The sequence below is a fragment of the Mangrovimonas sp. TPBH4 genome (genome assembly GCF_001280505.1).
Classification (GTDB): domain Bacteria; phylum Bacteroidota; class Bacteroidia; order Flavobacteriales; family Flavobacteriaceae; genus Mangrovimonas_A.
Map to the genome: position 1 here is coordinate 128,485 of NZ_LBIO01000037.1, position 16,347 is coordinate 144,831.

The following is a 16,347-nucleotide window of genomic DNA, read 5'->3' on the forward strand; positions in this document are numbered from 1 at the left end:
ATTATACTTTGTATCTTTGCGGTTGCAAATTACAGATTACATGAACACAGAAACTGCTTCAAATACGGTAACAGAAAGACAGCCAAAACCGAAATGGTTACGAGTGAAATTGCCTACCGGTAAAAAGTATACAGAGCTTAGAGGCTTGGTGGACAAATACAAATTGAATACCATTTGTACTTCTGGAAGCTGTCCAAACATGGGAGAATGTTGGGGAGAAGGTACCGCCACCTTTATGATTTTAGGAAATATCTGTACCCGTTCCTGTGGATTTTGCGGTGTAAAAACAGGTCGCCCAGAAACCTTGGATTGGGACGAACCTGAAAAAGTGGCACGCTCCATCAAGTTAATGAACATCAAACACGCTGTATTGACCAGCGTAGATCGTGACGATATTAAGGATATGGGAAGTATCATGTGGGCAGAAACCGTAAAGGCAGTTCGCCGTATGAACCCAGAAACCACCTTGGAAACTTTGATTCCAGACTTTCAAGGTATCGAACAACACATTGACCGCATTATTGACGTTGCTCCAGAAGTGGTATCGCACAATATTGAAACCGTAAGACGATTGACCAGAGAAGTACGCATCCAAGCGAAATACGACCGTAGTTTGGGTGTTTTGAAATATTTAAAAGCACAAGGACAACGTCGCACGAAATCTGGAATAATGTTAGGTCTTGGAGAAACTAGGGAGGAAGTTATTGAAACCCTACATGACCTAAAAGCAAATGATGTAGATGTTGTAACCATTGGTCAATATTTACAGCCAAGTAAAAAACATCTTCCGGTCCAAGAATTTATTACTCCTGAGCAGTTTAAGGAATATGAAACTATAGGTTTGGAATTAGGTTTCAGACATGTTGAAAGTAGTGCCTTGGTAAGATCTTCCTACCATGCGCAAAAACACATCCACTAGTCATGATTAGGGTTGCCATTAATGGGTTTGGTCGAATTGGCCGACGCGTGTTCAGACTCATACAAAATCACCCCAACCTAAGTGTAGTTGCCATAAATGATTTAGCAGACGCCCATACCTTAAGCCATTTGCTAAAATATGACAGTATTCATGGCGTATTACCAAACGAAGTGTCTTGGGATGACAAGCATATCATTGTCGACGGTCAATTAATTCCTTTACTCAATCACAAGCACCCCAAAGCAATTGATTGGAGTCCATATGATGTAGATTTCACTATTGAATCTAGTGGAAAGTTTAAAACCATCGAAGATTTAGAATGGCATTTAAAAAATGGTGCAGATCGAGTGATTCTATCGGTTCCCCCATTAGATGATAGCATCAAGACCATTGTGATGGGTGTGAACGATCATTTATTGGATGGCACTGAGAAAATTATTTCCAACGCCTCCTGTACTACCAACAATGCAGCCCCAATGATGGCAGTTATCAAGGAACTTTGCGGAGTTAAACAGGCCTATATTACCACCGTTCACTCCTACACCACCGATCAAAGCCTACACGACCAACCCCACAAAGACTTAAGACGAGCACGCGCTGCCGGACAATCTATTGTCCCAACGACCACAGGTGCTGCCAAAGCATTGACCAAAATTTTCCCCGACCTTTCCAATGTTATTGGAGGTTGTGGGATAAGAGTACCTGTTGCCAATGGTTCATTGACGGACATCACTTTTAATGTAAAAAATACCGTATCAATTGAACAGATTAATGAAGCGTTTAAAATAGCTTCCGAAACACACCTCAAGGGCATTTTAGAATACACCGAAGACCCCATCGTATCCATCGATATTGTAGGAAATCCCCATAGTTGCATCTTCGATTCCCAGATGACTTCCGTGATAGAAAACATGGTAAAAATTGTTGGCTGGTATGATAACGAAACTGGATATTCTTCAAGAATTTTGGATTTAATTTGCAATTTATCGGACAAATCATAACTTTTATCGAATAAATATTTATATTTGTTACAATAAAAGTGGTCTGAATATGTCCCAAATTAAGTACTTCATCCTTATTTTAGGCTTCAGTTGTTGGCTTCAGCTGGGAGCGCAAAACAATGCTGATGATCGTGATTTATTGCAAATGCGCATTGAAAATCTTATCACCCATGCTTCATTAAATAATAGCCGTGGTGATTATTACAGCGCAAAGGAAAATCTTACAAAAGCCTTGGAAATTGCAAAAACCATCGGCAATAAACAAAGCGAAGGTATCATCCACACAAAGATTGCCAAACTGCAATATACCATCCAAGAACCTCAAGAAGCCATGGTCTCTCTTTTAAGAGCTGCCGAGATACAAAGAGAGATTGAAGATTACGCCAATTTGGCCATTACATACAATGTTTGGGGGGTTATCTCCTACAGTAATAAAGAATACCAAACAGCTTTGGATTATTTCCATTCAGCAAAAACCAAATTTGAAGAGGAGGATCTAGAAGAATACATTCCAGAGGTATGCCTTAACGAGGCTAAGGTGTACATAAAAATGGAAGACTACAAACAGGCCAAAGCCCAATTGGAAAAAGCCATTGTTCTTGCCAAAAAATACAATCAAAGTAATATTTTAAGTAGCGCACTTATCAACAGTGGGAAAGTGCTGCAAAAACTTGGCAATAGCGATTTAGCGCTTTCGGCAACCAATGATGGATTAAAAATTGCTCAACAAAACAAGCTTATTGAAAGTTTGAATGAAAGTTACCTTACATTGAGTGACATTTACCAATCTGAAAACAACTATAAGCTTGCCAACGAATTTCTTGTCAAGCATATCAAGTTATCAGACTCTATATTGGATATCAAGCGTGAGAACTTAAGCCCTGAAAAACGCACACAATTTATAAGTGAATATAAAGATGCGGAAAACCAACAGTTAAAAGCTCAAATGGAGCAAAAGAATGCCGATAGCAACCTTACCAAAATCACCACTATTTTGAGTATTGCCCTTATTACCATTCTTTCATTATTAACTCTTTCGCTATACAAAAACAACAATATTAGGCTTAAGACCAACAACATGCTTCACAAGAAAAATGATGAGTTGGTATTGGCTAAGGAAAAGGCTGAATTGGCTTCCAAAACAAAAGCCAATTTCCTTTCAACCGTAACCCATGAGCTAAGGACACCTTTGTATGCCGTGACAGGTTTAACCAATATGCTTTTGGAAGAACACCCAAAACCAGAACAGATACCTCACTTGAAATCCTTGAAATTTTCTGGAGATTATCTTTTAACCTTCATCAACGACATTCTGCAGATCAATAAAATTGAAGCCAATAAAGTAGATTTAGACCCTGAAATTTTTGATTTGAAGAAGAAAGTTGGCAATGTTATTTCTGCCCTTAACAATTCGGCTGTAGACAATAACATTACCATGCACTTTGAGTACGACAAAGACCTTCCTCGCACCTTTGAGGCCGATCAACTTAAGATTTCACAAATCTTGATCAACCTTATTGGTAATGCCATAAAGTTTACCAAAGATGGAGATATTTGGGTTCGTGTTACCAAAATCAATGAAAAAGACGGTGTTTATGGTGTAAGATTTGAAGTGGAGGACAACGGTATAGGAATCACCAAAGAAAAACAGGAGCACATGTTTGAAAGTTTCTCTCAAGGCTCCATTCAAATAAACCGTAAATACGGAGGAACCGGGCTTGGACTTTCCATTGTGAAAGGCCTTATAGAAATCCTAAAAGGAAAAATCTACCTGAAGAGTGAGCTCGGTAAAGGATCTACCTTCATTTTTGAAGTGCCAATGGCTTATGCTGAAAAGCTTGAGACCATCGCGAAGCCAAACTATTCAAATAACATCAATCAATTGGATTTAAGCAACGTTAAAATTTTAGTTGTCGAGGACAACAAAATTAACCAAATGATCACGAAGAAGATTTTGAACAAAATGAACCTTCATTGCGATGTCGTGGACAATGGTGAAGATGCCGTTGATAGAGTAAAAGAAGTGAACTACAGTGTTGTTTTAATGGATATCCACATGCCAGGAATTAGCGGATTGGAAGCCACCAAAATCATAAGAACTTTTGACAAAGAACTTACCATATTTGCCCTTACAGCTGTAACCTTGGAAGACAAAATGCATGAGTTTGATGAAGCCGGTTTCAACGATATCATCTCAAAACCGTTTAAGCAGGAAGATTTTGAGAAGAAGTTATTCAACGCCCTAAGTAACCAGAATCAGGCTTCTACCATTTAATTTTAAAATTGGCTAACGAAGGTGTTCACTTTTGAATTAAACAATTCTGGTTTATCCAACTGTACTTCTATGGGTAAATAGAACAAGTTATCTTGATTTTTAAAATGTGGAGATAGACGCATATAATCCTTTTCCGTAGTGATGATTAATCCTTCGTTTTTCAACATGTCAATCTCACTATCGGAAAAATCGTGATGATCCTTAAAATTTAAGTGTTTAAATTCTAACTGAAAGGATTCCAAATATTCCAATAAAGGCTTCGGATTGGCTATACCCGTAACCAAGCTAAACGTTTTGCCTGTTAACAAATCAAGAGACATTTCTTCCTTTTTGCCTTTAAGTTCTTTAGCATAATCTATGGAACTAAAAAACACCTCCTGTCCTTCATTAGGTTTTAATTGCTTGATGATTGTTGCTTTTTCAACCTCATCCAAATTCTTTGGACATTTGGTTACTACAATCACATCGGCTCGTTTGGCACCAGATCTTGGCTCTCTTAAATCGCCTGTAGGCAACAAAATATCATTCGCGTATAATTTGGAATACGAAGTCAACAATACATAGAACCCAGCCTTTACTTTTCGATGTTGAAAGGCATCGTCCAACAAAATAACTTCAGGAGCATTTTTTAACTGGCGTAATTTAGCAATCCCATGACGTCTGTCCTCGTCTACACAAACCAATAGATCTTCAAACTTAGAATGAAACTGGAAAGGTTCATCACCGATATCTTCCACTTTCGTGTCGTCATTGGCCAAAAGAAAGCCCTTGGTTTGTCTTCTATACCCCCTACTCAAAGTTGCAAGAGATTTTTCTTTCCCTAACAACCTTACCAAATATTCTATCATGGGGGTTTTACCAGTACCTCCCACACTTAAATTACCAACTGCTATAACTGGAAAATTATATTCCGTGGATTCAAAAACACCAACATCATACAATTTATTACGCAACCAAGTGACCACATAGTAAACAGGAACAAAAGGTAACAAGAGCTTTCGGAGTAAGTGCATAAATGACTATTTAAAACAGCATTGAATTGGTTTGGCAATATAATCAATATTTAAATCATGCCTCTTTCCAATTTCTATGCCTTACAAAACTGTGGAGCGTTTCACTTTATTTTTATCTTTGAAAAAACTCTACTTTTATGTTGATAAAAGATGTCATTGCGCATTTGGAAGATTTGGCCCCAACGGCCTATGCAGAAGATTTTGACAATGTAGGCCTTTTGGTTGGAGACAAAAACACTCCCCTAAAAGGTATTTTGGTAACTTTAGACACCTTGGAAGCGGTGGTCGATGAAGCTATTGAAAACAACTGCAATCTCATTGTAAGTTTCCACCCCATCATTTTTAAAGGCTTGAAAAAGTTAAATGGCAACAGCTATGTAGAGCGCGTGGTCATAAAAGCCATTCAGCACAATATTGCCATTTATGCCATCCATACAGCACTAGACAATGCTCTGCAGGGAGTGAACGATATTATCTGTAATCAATTAGAATTACATTCCAAAGAAATATTGATTCCGCAAAAAAGCACCATAAAAAAACTGACCACTTATGTTCCAACACAATCTGCCGTTCAGTTACGGGAAGCTTTATTTGCAGCGGGAGCTGGCAGCATAGGTAATTACGATCAATGCAGTTTTAATACAGAAGGCACTGGAACTTTTAAAGGCAATGCCTCCTCCAGCCCTACCAAAGGAGAAAAGGAAGTATTGCATTACGAACCAGAAACCCAAATTTCGGTAACCTTTCAAAAACATCACGAATCAAGTACTCTAAAGGCACTTTTTTCGGCTCATCCGTATGAGGAAGTAGCCTATGAAGTGCAAACTCTGGACAATATCAACCAAACCATTGGCATAGGTATGATTGGGCGATTGGAAAAAGAAATGGATCCCATTCCTTTTTTAAACTATGTCAAAGAAAAAATGAATGTATCGGCAATTAGACATACCGAACTCCCACAAAAACCTATCAAAAAAGTAGCGGTGTTAGGGGGCTCCGGAAGTTTTGCCATTGGTGCAGCCAAAGCAGCCAAAGCTGACATCCTAATTACTTCAGATTTAAAATATCATGACTTCTTTTTGGCCGAAAACCAAATTATTTTGGCAGATATAGGTCATTACGAGAGCGAACAGCACACAAAAACATTTTTAGCGGACTATCTATCAAAAAAAATTACTAATTTTGCAGTCGTTTTATCGATGACAAATACCAATCCAGTAAAGTATTTATAATTATGGCAAAAAAAGCTGAAGCTTCTGTTGAAGAACGATTAAGAGCGTTATACGATTTACAATTAATCGATTCCAGAGTAGACGAGATCAGAAACTTAAGAGGCGAGCTTCCTTTGGAGGTAAGAGACCTTGAAGATGAAGTAGAAGGATTAAATACAAGACTTGAAAAATTAGGTTCAAATCTTGAAATGATTGATGAGGAAATCAAAGGGAAGAAAAATTTAATTGAAGAAGCCAAAGCTTTGATTAAAAAATACAGTGAGCAACAAAAAAATGTTAGAAATAACAGAGAATACAACTCATTGACTAAAGAAATAGAGTTTCAGGAATTGGAAATTCAATTGGCCGAAAAACACATTAAAGAGTTCAAGGCGCAAATTGAGCAGAAAAAAGAAATCATTGCTGAAACCAAAGACCGTCTTAAAGACCGTCAAACCCACCTTAAGCACAAGCGCAGTGAGTTGGACGCTATTTTAGCCGAGACTGAAAAAGAAGAACAAGCTTTACTTCAAAAATCTGAAGAATACCAAGAGCAGATTGACTCTAGATTGGTAAAAGCTTACCAAAGAATCCGTAGCAATGTAAAGAACGGATTGGCCGTTGTGCCAATTGAAAGAGGCGCTTCAGGAGGTTCTTTCTTTACAATTCCACCGCAAATTCAGGTTGAAATTGCTTCTCGTAAAAAAGTAATTACAGACGAGCACAGTGGACGTATTTTGGTAGATGCGCAGTTAGCCGATGAACAAAGAGAGAAAATGGAAAAATTGTTCTCTAAACTTTAGACCATCATAAAACTTCATATAAAAATCCCTAGCCTATCGGTTAGGGATTTTTTTTGTGACCACTTTCTTATAGTTTCAAATAAGGTTTTCCAAAATCGCACGACTATTAAAAGAAAAACACCATGAAATCCATCAGCACCTTTATCATTGCCCTCTTGTTTTTTAGTTGCAACAACCATGCGCAGATAAACCCGAAACAACAAGCCTTAATGAATGTAGAACCTGTTGAAGTCCCAATGGAAAACGGTTTGGCCCGCGCCTATTTTGCCAGCGGATGCTTTTGGTGTGCCGAAGCCATTTACGAAAGTGTCAAAGGCGTAGAAGAAGCTATTTCCGGATATTCTGGCGGCCACTCAGAAAACCCTACGTATGAAGACAGCAACACAGGGCGCACAGGTCATGCCGAGGCTATTGAAGTCATTTACGATCCTAAAGTAGTAGATTTTGCAACCTTGATCGATGTTTACTTTAACTCACAGGATCCAACCCAATTTAACGGGCAAGGACCTGACAGAGGCAGCCAATATCGCTCCATTATTTTTTACCAAAATGATGAACAGAAACAAATAGCCATTGACAAAAAAGCTGCTTGGGCCAAAAAGCTAAACACTGAAATTGCTGCTGAAATCATGCCTTTCCAAAAATTTTGGGAAGCCGAGGCCTATCATCAAGATTTTGAAAAGAGAAACCCCAATCACCCTTACATCAAAAATGTCTCCCAACGCCGTTTGGAAAATTTCAAACGCACATGCCCTATGCTCATCAAAAATGATGATGAATAAAGATTAAATTCAACAGAAAAAGCCCACCAAGAAAGTGGGCTTTAAGCTGCAATAACAGTATACTATTAAACAATTATCGCCTAGATTGAACTAATTTACCTGTCACACGCTCTCCATTCACTGTTAGCACATAAATGAGCGTATTGTTTTGCAAGGCTGGTAAGTTGACATTATATGAGTTTTCACCCTGCTTTAAATCTCCTTCAAAAACCATTTTAACACGTTGCCCCAGTAAATTCATCAATTCCAAACTTCCCTTAGAATCTTCGGGTGCCAAAACCTTAAAGTTCACTTGATCGTTAAATGGATTTGGATATGCTTTGATAATGGTTTTGGATGGGAGCTGTTTTATGGAAGTGTCTTCAGGAATAGCCGTACTGGCCATTCTAGCTTCCGCACTTAGACAATCAGAATCACCACATGAAACACTTGAGGACACACAACCTGTAGTTGTGTCACGCACTAAAATCCCAGATACAGATCCCGCCGCTAAATCCATAAATTCTGGACTGCTCTGGTATGTAGCCCCTCCATCAGTACTATATTCATAATCACCACCCAATGGACTTAAAAAAGTAATACTTCCGGTATCTGGACCACACAAAGAAGGTTCAACCACACAAATTGTTGGTGCAGAAGGAGGATCTGTATCTGATGTCACGGTTACCATATCCGTATCAGAACAGCCATTGTCACCATCTGTCACAGTAAGAAAATAGATACCAGAGGAGCTCACAGAGACATCTTCATTGGTACCAATAATAGCATCGGAACTATCCTTCCATTCATAACTCAATGACGCATTTGGATTGTCACTGGTCCCACTACCGTCCAAGGTCACAGAAGTAGTTGCACAAGTAAGCTCCATATCAGAACCTGCCTCTGCCACTGGTGACACTACGTCTTGATTTACCGTCACAGAATCCGTATCGGAACATCCATTGTCACTATCCGTTACTGTGAGCGAATAGATCCCCGGAGAATCCACAGTAACATCTTCATTGGTACCGATGATAGCATCTGAACTATTCCTCCATTCATAGCTCAATGACGCATTTGGATTGTCACTGGTTCCACTACCATCCAAGGTCACGGATGTAGTTGTACAGGTTAGCTCCATATTAGAACCTGCCTCTGCTACTGGTGATTCTACATCTTGATTTACCGTCACTGAATCTGTATCGGAACATCCATTGTCACTATCCGTCACTGTAAGAGAATAGGTCCCTGGGGAGCTCACAGTAACATCTTCACTGGTACCTATAGTAGCATCTGAACTATCCTTCCATTCATAGCTTAAAGACGCACTTGGATTGTCACTGCTTCCACTACCATCCAAGGTCACGGAAGTCGTTGTACAGGTTAGCTCCATATCTGAACCTGCTTCTGCCATTGGCGATTCTACATCTTGAGTTACCGTCACTGAATCTGTATCGGAACACCCATTGTTACTATCAGTCACCGTGAGGGAATAGGTCCCAGGGGAGTTCACAGTAACATCTTCACTGGTACCAATGGTAGCATCTGAACTATCTTTCCATTCATAGCTCAATGACGCACTTGGATTGTTACTGGTTCCACTACCGTCCAAGGTCACAGAAGTCGTTGTACAGGTAAGCTCCATTTCAGAACCTGCCTCTGCCACTGGTTGAATTGCTGGACTAATGGTTCTCATAAAAGTATTGGTACACCCTCTAGAATCTGTAATAAGAACCGTATAAGTACTTGCTGCCAATGCAGAATAGGTCGTCGACCCTCCTACTTGCAACTGAACACCTGTACCTCCATTCAATTGTACGGAATACGGTGGAACCCCACCAAAAGGAGACACTTGAATAGAACCTCCTGTTGTACAATCAGCGTCTACAACACTTAAAGTTCCGTTTACACCTGTTTCCACTGTTATTGCATCTAAAGTTCCACATTTGGGATTAATTCCTCCTGGATCATTGGCTAAGGATTCACAGGTAGCGTTAGGACTAGCTGAAGTCCAGGCTAAATACAAATCAGTAATCTCCAAAGAGGTATCACAAGTCACTTCAATTTCTGTTGAAGATACTAGTGTTGTCGTTGAATTCGGAGGTATCGGTCCCACACATGCAAAAATAGGCTCGGGCTCTCCAATTTCGTCTCCCTCCGAATCATACCTATGTAAGTAGCCCCAAAATGCGAATGATGTACGAGTTGATCCTGTTTTATTATAAATAGACAACTCCAATAATCTTGTCCCTGTACAATTACAAGGATCCTCATCTGGTGCGGGTAATGCAGCCCCAACTAATTCCAAATCTTTAGAGGTACAAGAAATATCGTCTGGAGGAAAAGTGATATCTCCTTGCCCAAAAGTAATGGTCGTAAAAAAAAGAACGATGATCAACATTGTCCTTTTTAAGATAAAATATAATAATTGAGGAAAAGAAATGTTTTCGAGTAACGGTATTGCACAGTACTCTTTACCAAAAATTGTTGTTTGTGTTTTCATTGGTCTTAGAATTAAATTGGTTATTAAATAATGCCTAGGTAAATCCCTGATAGATGAATGAGGTTCTAAAACCAAACACAAGAAAATATAAGTCAACAGCTATTGGAGCTTTGCCTCTAACATAAATACCTCGAAATAGTGTTTAATTGATAGCAAAAATTCTACACAATCACAGAAGATGTTGGTGCTTGTTTGCTATTAATAAAATTTTATTGGAAAGAATTGCGAACTAAGTTCAGCTCGACTTTCATATATCTAAACTAATTTTAAAAAATGCGTCAACAAAATAAAACCGTTAGACAACAAATATTAACTTTAATTTACTGATTTTCAGAAGAATACAGCCACAAGACACCGATTTAAAGTGCTCATTTTCAAGAAAATTTGGGTTAAAACCATCCAAACCTAATGCTTCAACCGTATATATTATAAATATCCCGCTGTATGCGTCTATATATATTGAAAGCGCTTCTACCATTGGTCGAAGCGCTTTTTCTTTACATATTCCTTTAAGAACTATCCCTCAAAATCAATCTTTCTGTGGGTGCCATCACAATACGGTTTATTACTGGAGCTCCCACAACGACAAAAAGCTGTTGTTTTATCCTTGGTTTCACTTTTCCCATCCGCATGGGTCACGTTTAAGGTGCCATGTACTAATAAGGGGCCATTTTCCATGACTTCAACTTCGGTTTCCATAATTGTACTATTATCTTGTTCTGTATTGTTCATATAAAAGCTCAACGCTCCGGAAGGGCATTTTTTTACTTGGCTTACCAAGTTTGATGTACTCGCAGCTTGAATCTTAATCCACGGTTTATCCTGAGGCTGGAAAACATCAGGCAAGCCCTTCACACAAATTCCGGAATGAATACATTTTTCTGCCTCCCAAATGATAGTCACCTCGCCATTGGTATATTCCTTTCTAGCACTCATACTTACAGGTTTTCTTAAAGATACAAATTTCATGTTGAAATCTACCCTCAATTACACTTCATTCCTAGATTTATAATTCCTATTTTTGTGAACAACCCAAAATATTTTTACAATTGTCTACATATAAATCAGGTTTGAATTTTGCCAAAGAACTAGACCAAAATGACGACCTCGCACAATACAGAACCCAGTTTCACATCCCAAAAGATTCACAAGGAAACGAGCTAATTTACCTTTGCGGAAATTCACTAGGACTACAACCCAAAACTACAAAATCTTACATTGATCAAGAATTGGAAGATTGGGCCAATCTAGGGGTTGAAGGCCATACCGATGCCAAAAACCCATGGATGCCCTACCATGAATTCCTAACGGAAAACATGGCTAAAGTTGTTGGCGCCAAACCTATCGAGGTAGTGACCATGAACACCCTTACTGCCAACCTACATTTCATGATGGTGTCCTTTTACAAACCTACCCCAAAACGCTATAAAATTGTCATCGAATCTGATGCGTTTCCTAGTGATAAGTATGCTGTAGAGTCACAACTACGCCACCATGGTTATGACGATAAGGAAGGTTTGATTTTATGGACTCCAAGAGAAGGAGAAGAATTGCTGCGCTATGAAGATTTACAAGCAATTTTGGACGGCCATGGCGATGAGATTGCCTTGATCATGATTGGAGGGGTCAACTACTATACAGGACAATATTTCGATTTAAAACGTATCACGCAAATGGGGCATCAACATGGTTGTATGGTTGGTTTCGACTGTGCCCATGGAGCCGGAAATGTGCAACTCAACCTTCACGATTCGGGAGCCGATTTTGCCGTTTGGTGTACCTATAAGTACCTCAACTCAGGACCAGGAAGTTTGGCAGGTGCCTTTGTGCACGAACGCCATGCCCATGACAAAACCCTCAACCGTTTTACCGGCTGGTGGAGTCATAATAAACAAACACGTTTTAACATGCGTCATGAGTTTGACGTCTTACCGGGAGCAGAAGGTTGGCAATTGTCCAACCCTCCTATTCTTTCCTTAGCGGCTATCAAGGCCTCCTTGGACATCTTTGGAGAAGTAGGCATCGAAAAACTATCTAAAAAATCGAAAGAACTAACTGGCTATTTTGAATTTTTGTTGAAAGAACTTGGCGAGGACACCATTAGAATCATCACTCCAGAAAATCCAGACGAGCGTGGCTGCCAATTGTCTATTCAAGTAAAAAATGCCGATAAAAATCTACATAAAAAATTAACCGAAGCTGGTGTGATTAGCGACTGGAGAGAGCCCGACGTGATTCGTTGCGCTCCCGTGCCGCTTTACAATTCTTTTCAAGATGTGTACCACATGGTAGACAAGTTAAAAGCTATTTTAAATTAAACACACCGTCTGACGTTTGACAACTAAAAATGAATAACACACAACAACATATATTGATTATTGGCGCCGGACTTTGCGGAAGTCTTTTAGCCCTTCGTCTTGGACAAAGAGGTTATAAGGTAACCGTTTATGAAATGCGCCCCGATTTGCGAAAAGTAGATATTAGTGCTGGACGCTCCATTAACCTAGCCTTTTCAGACCGTGGCATCAAGGCCATGAATATGGTAGGTATTCAAGACCAAATTGAGCCCTTGTGTATTCCAATGAACGGGAGAATGCTCCACGACTTGGAAGGCAACACGTCTTTCTCTCCCTATAGTGGAAGACATGAGTACATCAATTCCATATCAAGAGGAGGCCTAAATGCTTTGTTATTGGACGAAGCCGAAAAGCATGAAAACGTCACCATTCATTTCAACAAAAAATGCAAGTCGGTTGACTTTGAAAATACCACAGCACTTTTTAAAGACTACGATACCAATACCGAATTTGAAGCAAATGCCGATGTCATCTTCGCCACGGATGGCGCCGGTTCTGCCATGAGAAAAAGCTATTATTTAGGCAAAAAGTTCCTATTTAGCTTTTCACAGAATTACCTAACGCATGGCTATAAGGAATTAAGTATTCCTCCAACCGAAGACGGTGGTTTTAGAACCTACAAAAACGCCCTTCACATTTGGGGTCGTGATGCCTTTATGCTCATCGCCCTTCCAAATTTAGATGGTAGTTTTACGGTAACACTATTCTTAAGTTTTGATGAAGGCGAATACAATTTCAATAATTTAACCACAAAAGAGCGTGTTGAAGAATTCTTCTCAACCTACTTTAAGGACGCTTTGGAATTGATGCCAAATCTAGCTGAAGAGTTTTTTGAAAACCCAACAGCGCCACTTGGTACCGTAAAATGTTCACCTTGGCATTACAAAGGTAATACCCTATTGATGGGAGATGCCGCCCATGCCATTGTACCGTTTTATGGACAGGGCATGAATGCTTCTTTTGAAGATGTCACCGAATTGGATAAGGTTTTGGAAGAAGGCCACACCGATTGGGAAACCATTTTTAAAATCTACGAAGCCAACAGAAAAAAAGATACCGATGCCATAGCCGATTTGGCCATCGACAATTTCTTTGAAATGAAAGGCCACGTGAACAAGGCCAATTTCAGGGAAAAACGCCAATTGGAAATGGCCCTTGAAAAAACCTTCCCAACTGAATATTCCTCAAAATATTCCCTAGTAACCTTCAATGAAGAATTGGGCTATCAAGAAGCCATGTTACGTGGAAGAGCCCAAGACAAGGCCATCTTAAATATGTTGGCCGACGGCATTATTTCCAATGTTGAAGACATGACCGAAGCAGAACTTAAAGAAACCTTAGAACACATAAAAACCGCTACCGAGAACATTTTGGAAGACGACAGAATAGCGGGAATGAAACAATAAGCATGAGCGAAGAAAAGAAAGTAACCCCTAGAGGCGCCTACCCACACGTAAAGGTAGTTGGCGATTTTATTTTTGTTTCCGGAACCAGTTCCAGAAGACCAGACAACTCCATTGCCGGTGTAGAATTGGTAGATGAAATGAACACCAAAATTTTCAATATTGAAGTACAGACCCAAGAGGTTTTAAAGAATATTGATAAAACCCTACAAACCGTTGGAGCCAGCTTAAAAGATGTGGTAGACGTTACCACATTTTTGGTAAACATGAATGACTTTGCAGGCTACAACAAAGCCTATGGCGAGTTTTTCGACAAGGGCACTGGCCCTACAAGAACCACTGTGGCCGTACACCAATTGCCACATCCGGATTTGTTGATTGAAATAAAAGTAACGGCTTATAAAAAGGCTTCGGAATAAAGACATACAACCAAGAATCATATAGAACCTTTCAACTTAGTTCTTCTATCTGTTAAAGAAATGAATATCCAAAATTATATCAACGGTGAATTCCTCCCACCTTCCTCAGAAAGTTGGTTAGACAATTATTGTCCAGCCAATGGTGAAGTCTATGGTCAAATTCCAAACTCGTCCAAAGAAGATGTAGAAAATGCGTATATCGCAGCCAAATCGGTTTTTCCTACGTGGTCGCAAACCACTTTGGAAGAACGCAGCAGAATTCTCCTAAAAATTTCAGAACTGATAGAAGCCAATTTGGAAGATCTTGCCAAAGCTGAAAGTATCGATAATGGAAAACCGCTAAGTCTAGCCAAATCCATTGACATCCCAAGAGCGGCCAGCAATTTCCGTTTCTTCGGAAATGCCATTACGCAATTCGCTAGTGAAAGTCACGAAAGCGTAGGCCAACAAGCTGTGAACTATACGCTACGTCAACCTATTGGTGTAGTAGGCTGTATTTCCCCTTGGAATCTGCCTTTATATTTATTCACTTGGAAGATAGCTCCAGCTATTGCAGCCGGAAACTGCGTAGTTGCCAAACCCAGTGAGATCACCCCTATGACAGCTTACCTTTTGGGAGCTATTTGTAACCAAGCAGGCTTGCCAAAAGGTGTTTTAAATATTGTCCACGGATTGGGAACCTCAACTGGACAAGCCATTATTGAGCATCCAGACATCAAAGCCATTTCCTTTACGGGAGGCACTGCTACCGGAGCGCATATTGCCAAAGTTGCAGCACCAATGTTCAAAAAACTCTCGCTGGAATTAGGCGGCAAAAATCCAAACATCATTTTTGCAGATTGCGATTATGAGGATATGCTAAAAACAACCGTTCGGTCTTCATTTGCCAACCAAGGACAAATCTGTTTATGCGGTAGCCGAATTTTTGTGGAACGACCTATTTACGAAAAGTTCAAAGCCGATTTTGTTGCGAAAGTAAAGGCCCTTAAAATCGGCCATCCATCTGAATCATCAACCAATATTGGGGCTTTAGTATCCAAACCCCATATGGAGAAAGTTATGAGCTATATTGACATTGCCAAAGAAGAAGGCGGCACGATTCTTTGCGGAGGAAAGCAAGTAACTGTTGAAGGCTATGAAAATGGTTATTATTTAGAACCAACCGTTATAGAAGTCCCTACTGACGAATGTCGCGTAAACCAAGAAGAAATTTTTGGTCCGGTGGTGACCATCATGCCTTTTGACACGGAAGATGAAGTACTACAGATGGCCAATAAAGTTACCTACGGCTTATCCTCTACCCTTTGGACCAACGATTTAAAACGCACTATGCGTATGAGTCAACAACTACAAGCAGGAATCGTTTGGGTGAACACCTGGTTGATGAGAGATTTGCGCACGCCTTTTGGCGGTGTTAAAGCTTCAGGAGTTGGTAGAGAAGGTGGTTTTGAAGCCTTGCGTTTCTTTACCGAAGCCAAGAATGTATGTATTAAATATTAGAAAGAAACTCTGTCACCTCGAGCGCAGTCGAGAGGTTAAAATTATGAAAGTGTATTTTGTTTACATATTACTGTGCTCAGATAATCTTACCTACACGGGGGTCACCAAAACTTTAATAATATCGAACACGCTATCTAGTTTGAAAAGAAATTAGCTTTGGTCAACGAAGCCATTAAATTGCT

The 16,347-nt window shown here is 39.7% G+C and carries 13 protein-coding genes; 10 read left to right on the forward strand and 3 right to left on the reverse strand.

Annotated elements, in window-relative coordinates; genetic code table 11:
* Nucleotides 1-40: 40 nt before the first annotated feature.
* Genes lipA through ZA05_RS01980 form a run of 3 tightly spaced genes read left to right on the forward strand, consistent with a single transcriptional unit; the run spans nt 41 to nt 4,195 of the window.
* Nucleotides 41-919 (forward strand): lipoyl synthase, encoded by an 879-nt coding sequence (lipA, locus tag ZA05_RS01970; RefSeq protein ID WP_053990175.1) that lies wholly within the window; start codon nt 41-43, stop codon nt 917-919.
* A 2-nt stretch (nt 920-921) separates the two neighbouring features.
* A complete protein-coding gene (gap, locus tag ZA05_RS01975; protein WP_053990176.1) occupies nt 922-1,920 on the forward strand; it encodes a type I glyceraldehyde-3-phosphate dehydrogenase in 999 nt (332 codons plus the stop codon).
* Nucleotides 1,921-1,969: 49 nt separating this feature from the next.
* On the forward strand, nt 1,970-4,195 hold the full coding sequence (locus ZA05_RS01980) for an ATP-binding protein (protein WP_053990177.1): 2,226 nt from the start codon (nt 1,970-1,972) through the stop codon (nt 4,193-4,195).
* A 2-nt stretch (nt 4,196-4,197) separates the two neighbouring features.
* On the opposite strand, the gene lpxK is transcribed toward ZA05_RS01980, so the two are convergent.
* Complete coding sequence (gene lpxK, locus ZA05_RS01985) at nt 4,198-5,208, reverse strand: tetraacyldisaccharide 4'-kinase (protein ID WP_053990178.1); 1,011 nt, start codon at nt 5,206-5,208, stop codon at nt 4,198-4,200.
* A 137-nt stretch (nt 5,209-5,345) separates the two neighbouring features.
* Between lpxK and ZA05_RS01990 the strand changes: the two genes are divergently transcribed.
* The 3 genes from ZA05_RS01990 (at nt 5,346) to msrA (ending at nt 8,004) form a co-directional block, all read left to right on the forward strand.
* Complete coding sequence (locus ZA05_RS01990; protein WP_053990179.1) at nt 5,346-6,440, forward strand: Nif3-like dinuclear metal center hexameric protein; 1,095 nt, start codon at nt 5,346-5,348, stop codon at nt 6,438-6,440.
* A 2-nt stretch (nt 6,441-6,442) separates the two neighbouring features.
* Nucleotides 6,443-7,222, forward strand: coding sequence for a zinc ribbon domain-containing protein (locus ZA05_RS01995; protein WP_053975993.1), 780 nt, complete (start codon nt 6,443-6,445; stop codon nt 7,220-7,222).
* 122 nt (nt 7,223-7,344) lie between these two features.
* Entirely contained in the window at nt 7,345-8,004 is a 660-nt protein-coding gene (gene msrA / locus ZA05_RS02000) for a peptide-methionine (S)-S-oxide reductase MsrA (protein WP_053990180.1), read from the forward strand.
* A 73-nt stretch (nt 8,005-8,077) separates the two neighbouring features.
* Here msrA and ZA05_RS02005 read toward each other — a convergent pair whose 3' ends face one another.
* Nucleotides 8,078-10,384 (reverse strand): T9SS type A sorting domain-containing protein, encoded by a 2,307-nt coding sequence (locus ZA05_RS02005; RefSeq protein ID WP_053990181.1) that lies wholly within the window; start codon nt 10,382-10,384, stop codon nt 8,078-8,080.
* A gap of 618 nt (nt 10,385-11,002) precedes the next feature.
* Nucleotides 11,003-11,455 (reverse strand): (4Fe-4S)-binding protein, encoded by a 453-nt coding sequence (locus ZA05_RS02010; protein WP_231632402.1) that lies wholly within the window; start codon nt 11,453-11,455, stop codon nt 11,003-11,005.
* Between the two features lie 80 nt (nt 11,456-11,535).
* Here ZA05_RS02010 and kynU point away from each other — a divergent pair, with 80 nt between their 5' ends.
* From kynU to ZA05_RS02030, 4 genes are read left to right on the forward strand one after another with little or no spacing between them, the layout of a single operon-like run.
* Nucleotides 11,536-12,804, forward strand: coding sequence for a kynureninase (gene kynU / locus ZA05_RS02015; protein WP_053990182.1), 1,269 nt, complete (start codon nt 11,536-11,538; stop codon nt 12,802-12,804).
* A gap of 29 nt (nt 12,805-12,833) precedes the next feature.
* A complete protein-coding gene (locus ZA05_RS02020) occupies nt 12,834-14,249 on the forward strand; it encodes an NAD(P)/FAD-dependent oxidoreductase (protein WP_053990183.1) in 1,416 nt (471 codons plus the stop codon).
* A gap of 2 nt (nt 14,250-14,251) precedes the next feature.
* Entirely contained in the window at nt 14,252-14,665 is a 414-nt protein-coding gene (locus ZA05_RS02025; protein ID WP_053990184.1) for a RidA family protein, read from the forward strand.
* Nucleotides 14,666-14,725: 60 nt separating this feature from the next.
* Entirely contained in the window at nt 14,726-16,165 is a 1,440-nt protein-coding gene (locus ZA05_RS02030) for an aldehyde dehydrogenase (RefSeq protein ID WP_053990185.1), read from the forward strand.
* The last annotated feature ends 182 nt before the right edge of the window (nt 16,166-16,347 follow it).

What these genes read in the sequence shown, in the direction of transcription:
- ZA05_RS01995 (WP_053975993.1), top strand. Translation starts at nt 6,443, where the DNA reads ATGGCAAAAAAAGCTGAAGCTTCTGTTGAAGAACGATTAAGAGCGTTA.
- msrA (WP_053990180.1), top strand. Translation starts at nt 7,345, where the DNA reads ATGAAATCCATCAGCACCTTTATCATTGCCCTCTTGTTTTTTAGTTGC.
- ZA05_RS01990 (WP_053990179.1), top strand. Translation starts at nt 5,346, where the DNA reads ATGTTGATAAAAGATGTCATTGCGCATTTGGAAGATTTGGCCCCAACG.
- ZA05_RS02020 (WP_053990183.1), top strand. Translation starts at nt 12,834, where the DNA reads ATGAATAACACACAACAACATATATTGATTATTGGCGCCGGACTTTGC.
- lpxK (WP_053990178.1), bottom strand. Translation starts at nt 5,208, where the DNA reads ATGCACTTACTCCGAAAGCTCTTGTTACCTTTTGTTCCTGTTTACTAT.
- gap (WP_053990176.1), top strand. Translation starts at nt 922, where the DNA reads ATGATTAGGGTTGCCATTAATGGGTTTGGTCGAATTGGCCGACGCGTG.
- ZA05_RS02025 (WP_053990184.1), top strand. Translation starts at nt 14,252, where the DNA reads ATGAGCGAAGAAAAGAAAGTAACCCCTAGAGGCGCCTACCCACACGTA.
- lipA (WP_053990175.1), top strand. Translation starts at nt 41, where the DNA reads ATGAACACAGAAACTGCTTCAAATACGGTAACAGAAAGACAGCCAAAA.
- ZA05_RS02030 (WP_053990185.1), top strand. Translation starts at nt 14,726, where the DNA reads ATGAATATCCAAAATTATATCAACGGTGAATTCCTCCCACCTTCCTCA.
- ZA05_RS01980 (WP_053990177.1), top strand. Translation starts at nt 1,970, where the DNA reads ATGTCCCAAATTAAGTACTTCATCCTTATTTTAGGCTTCAGTTGTTGG.
- ZA05_RS02005 (WP_053990181.1), bottom strand. Translation starts at nt 10,384, where the DNA reads ATGTTGATCATCGTTCTTTTTTTTACGACCATTACTTTTGGGCAAGGA.
- ZA05_RS02010 (WP_231632402.1), bottom strand. Translation starts at nt 11,455, where the DNA reads ATGAAATTTGTATCTTTAAGAAAACCTGTAAGTATGAGTGCTAGAAAG.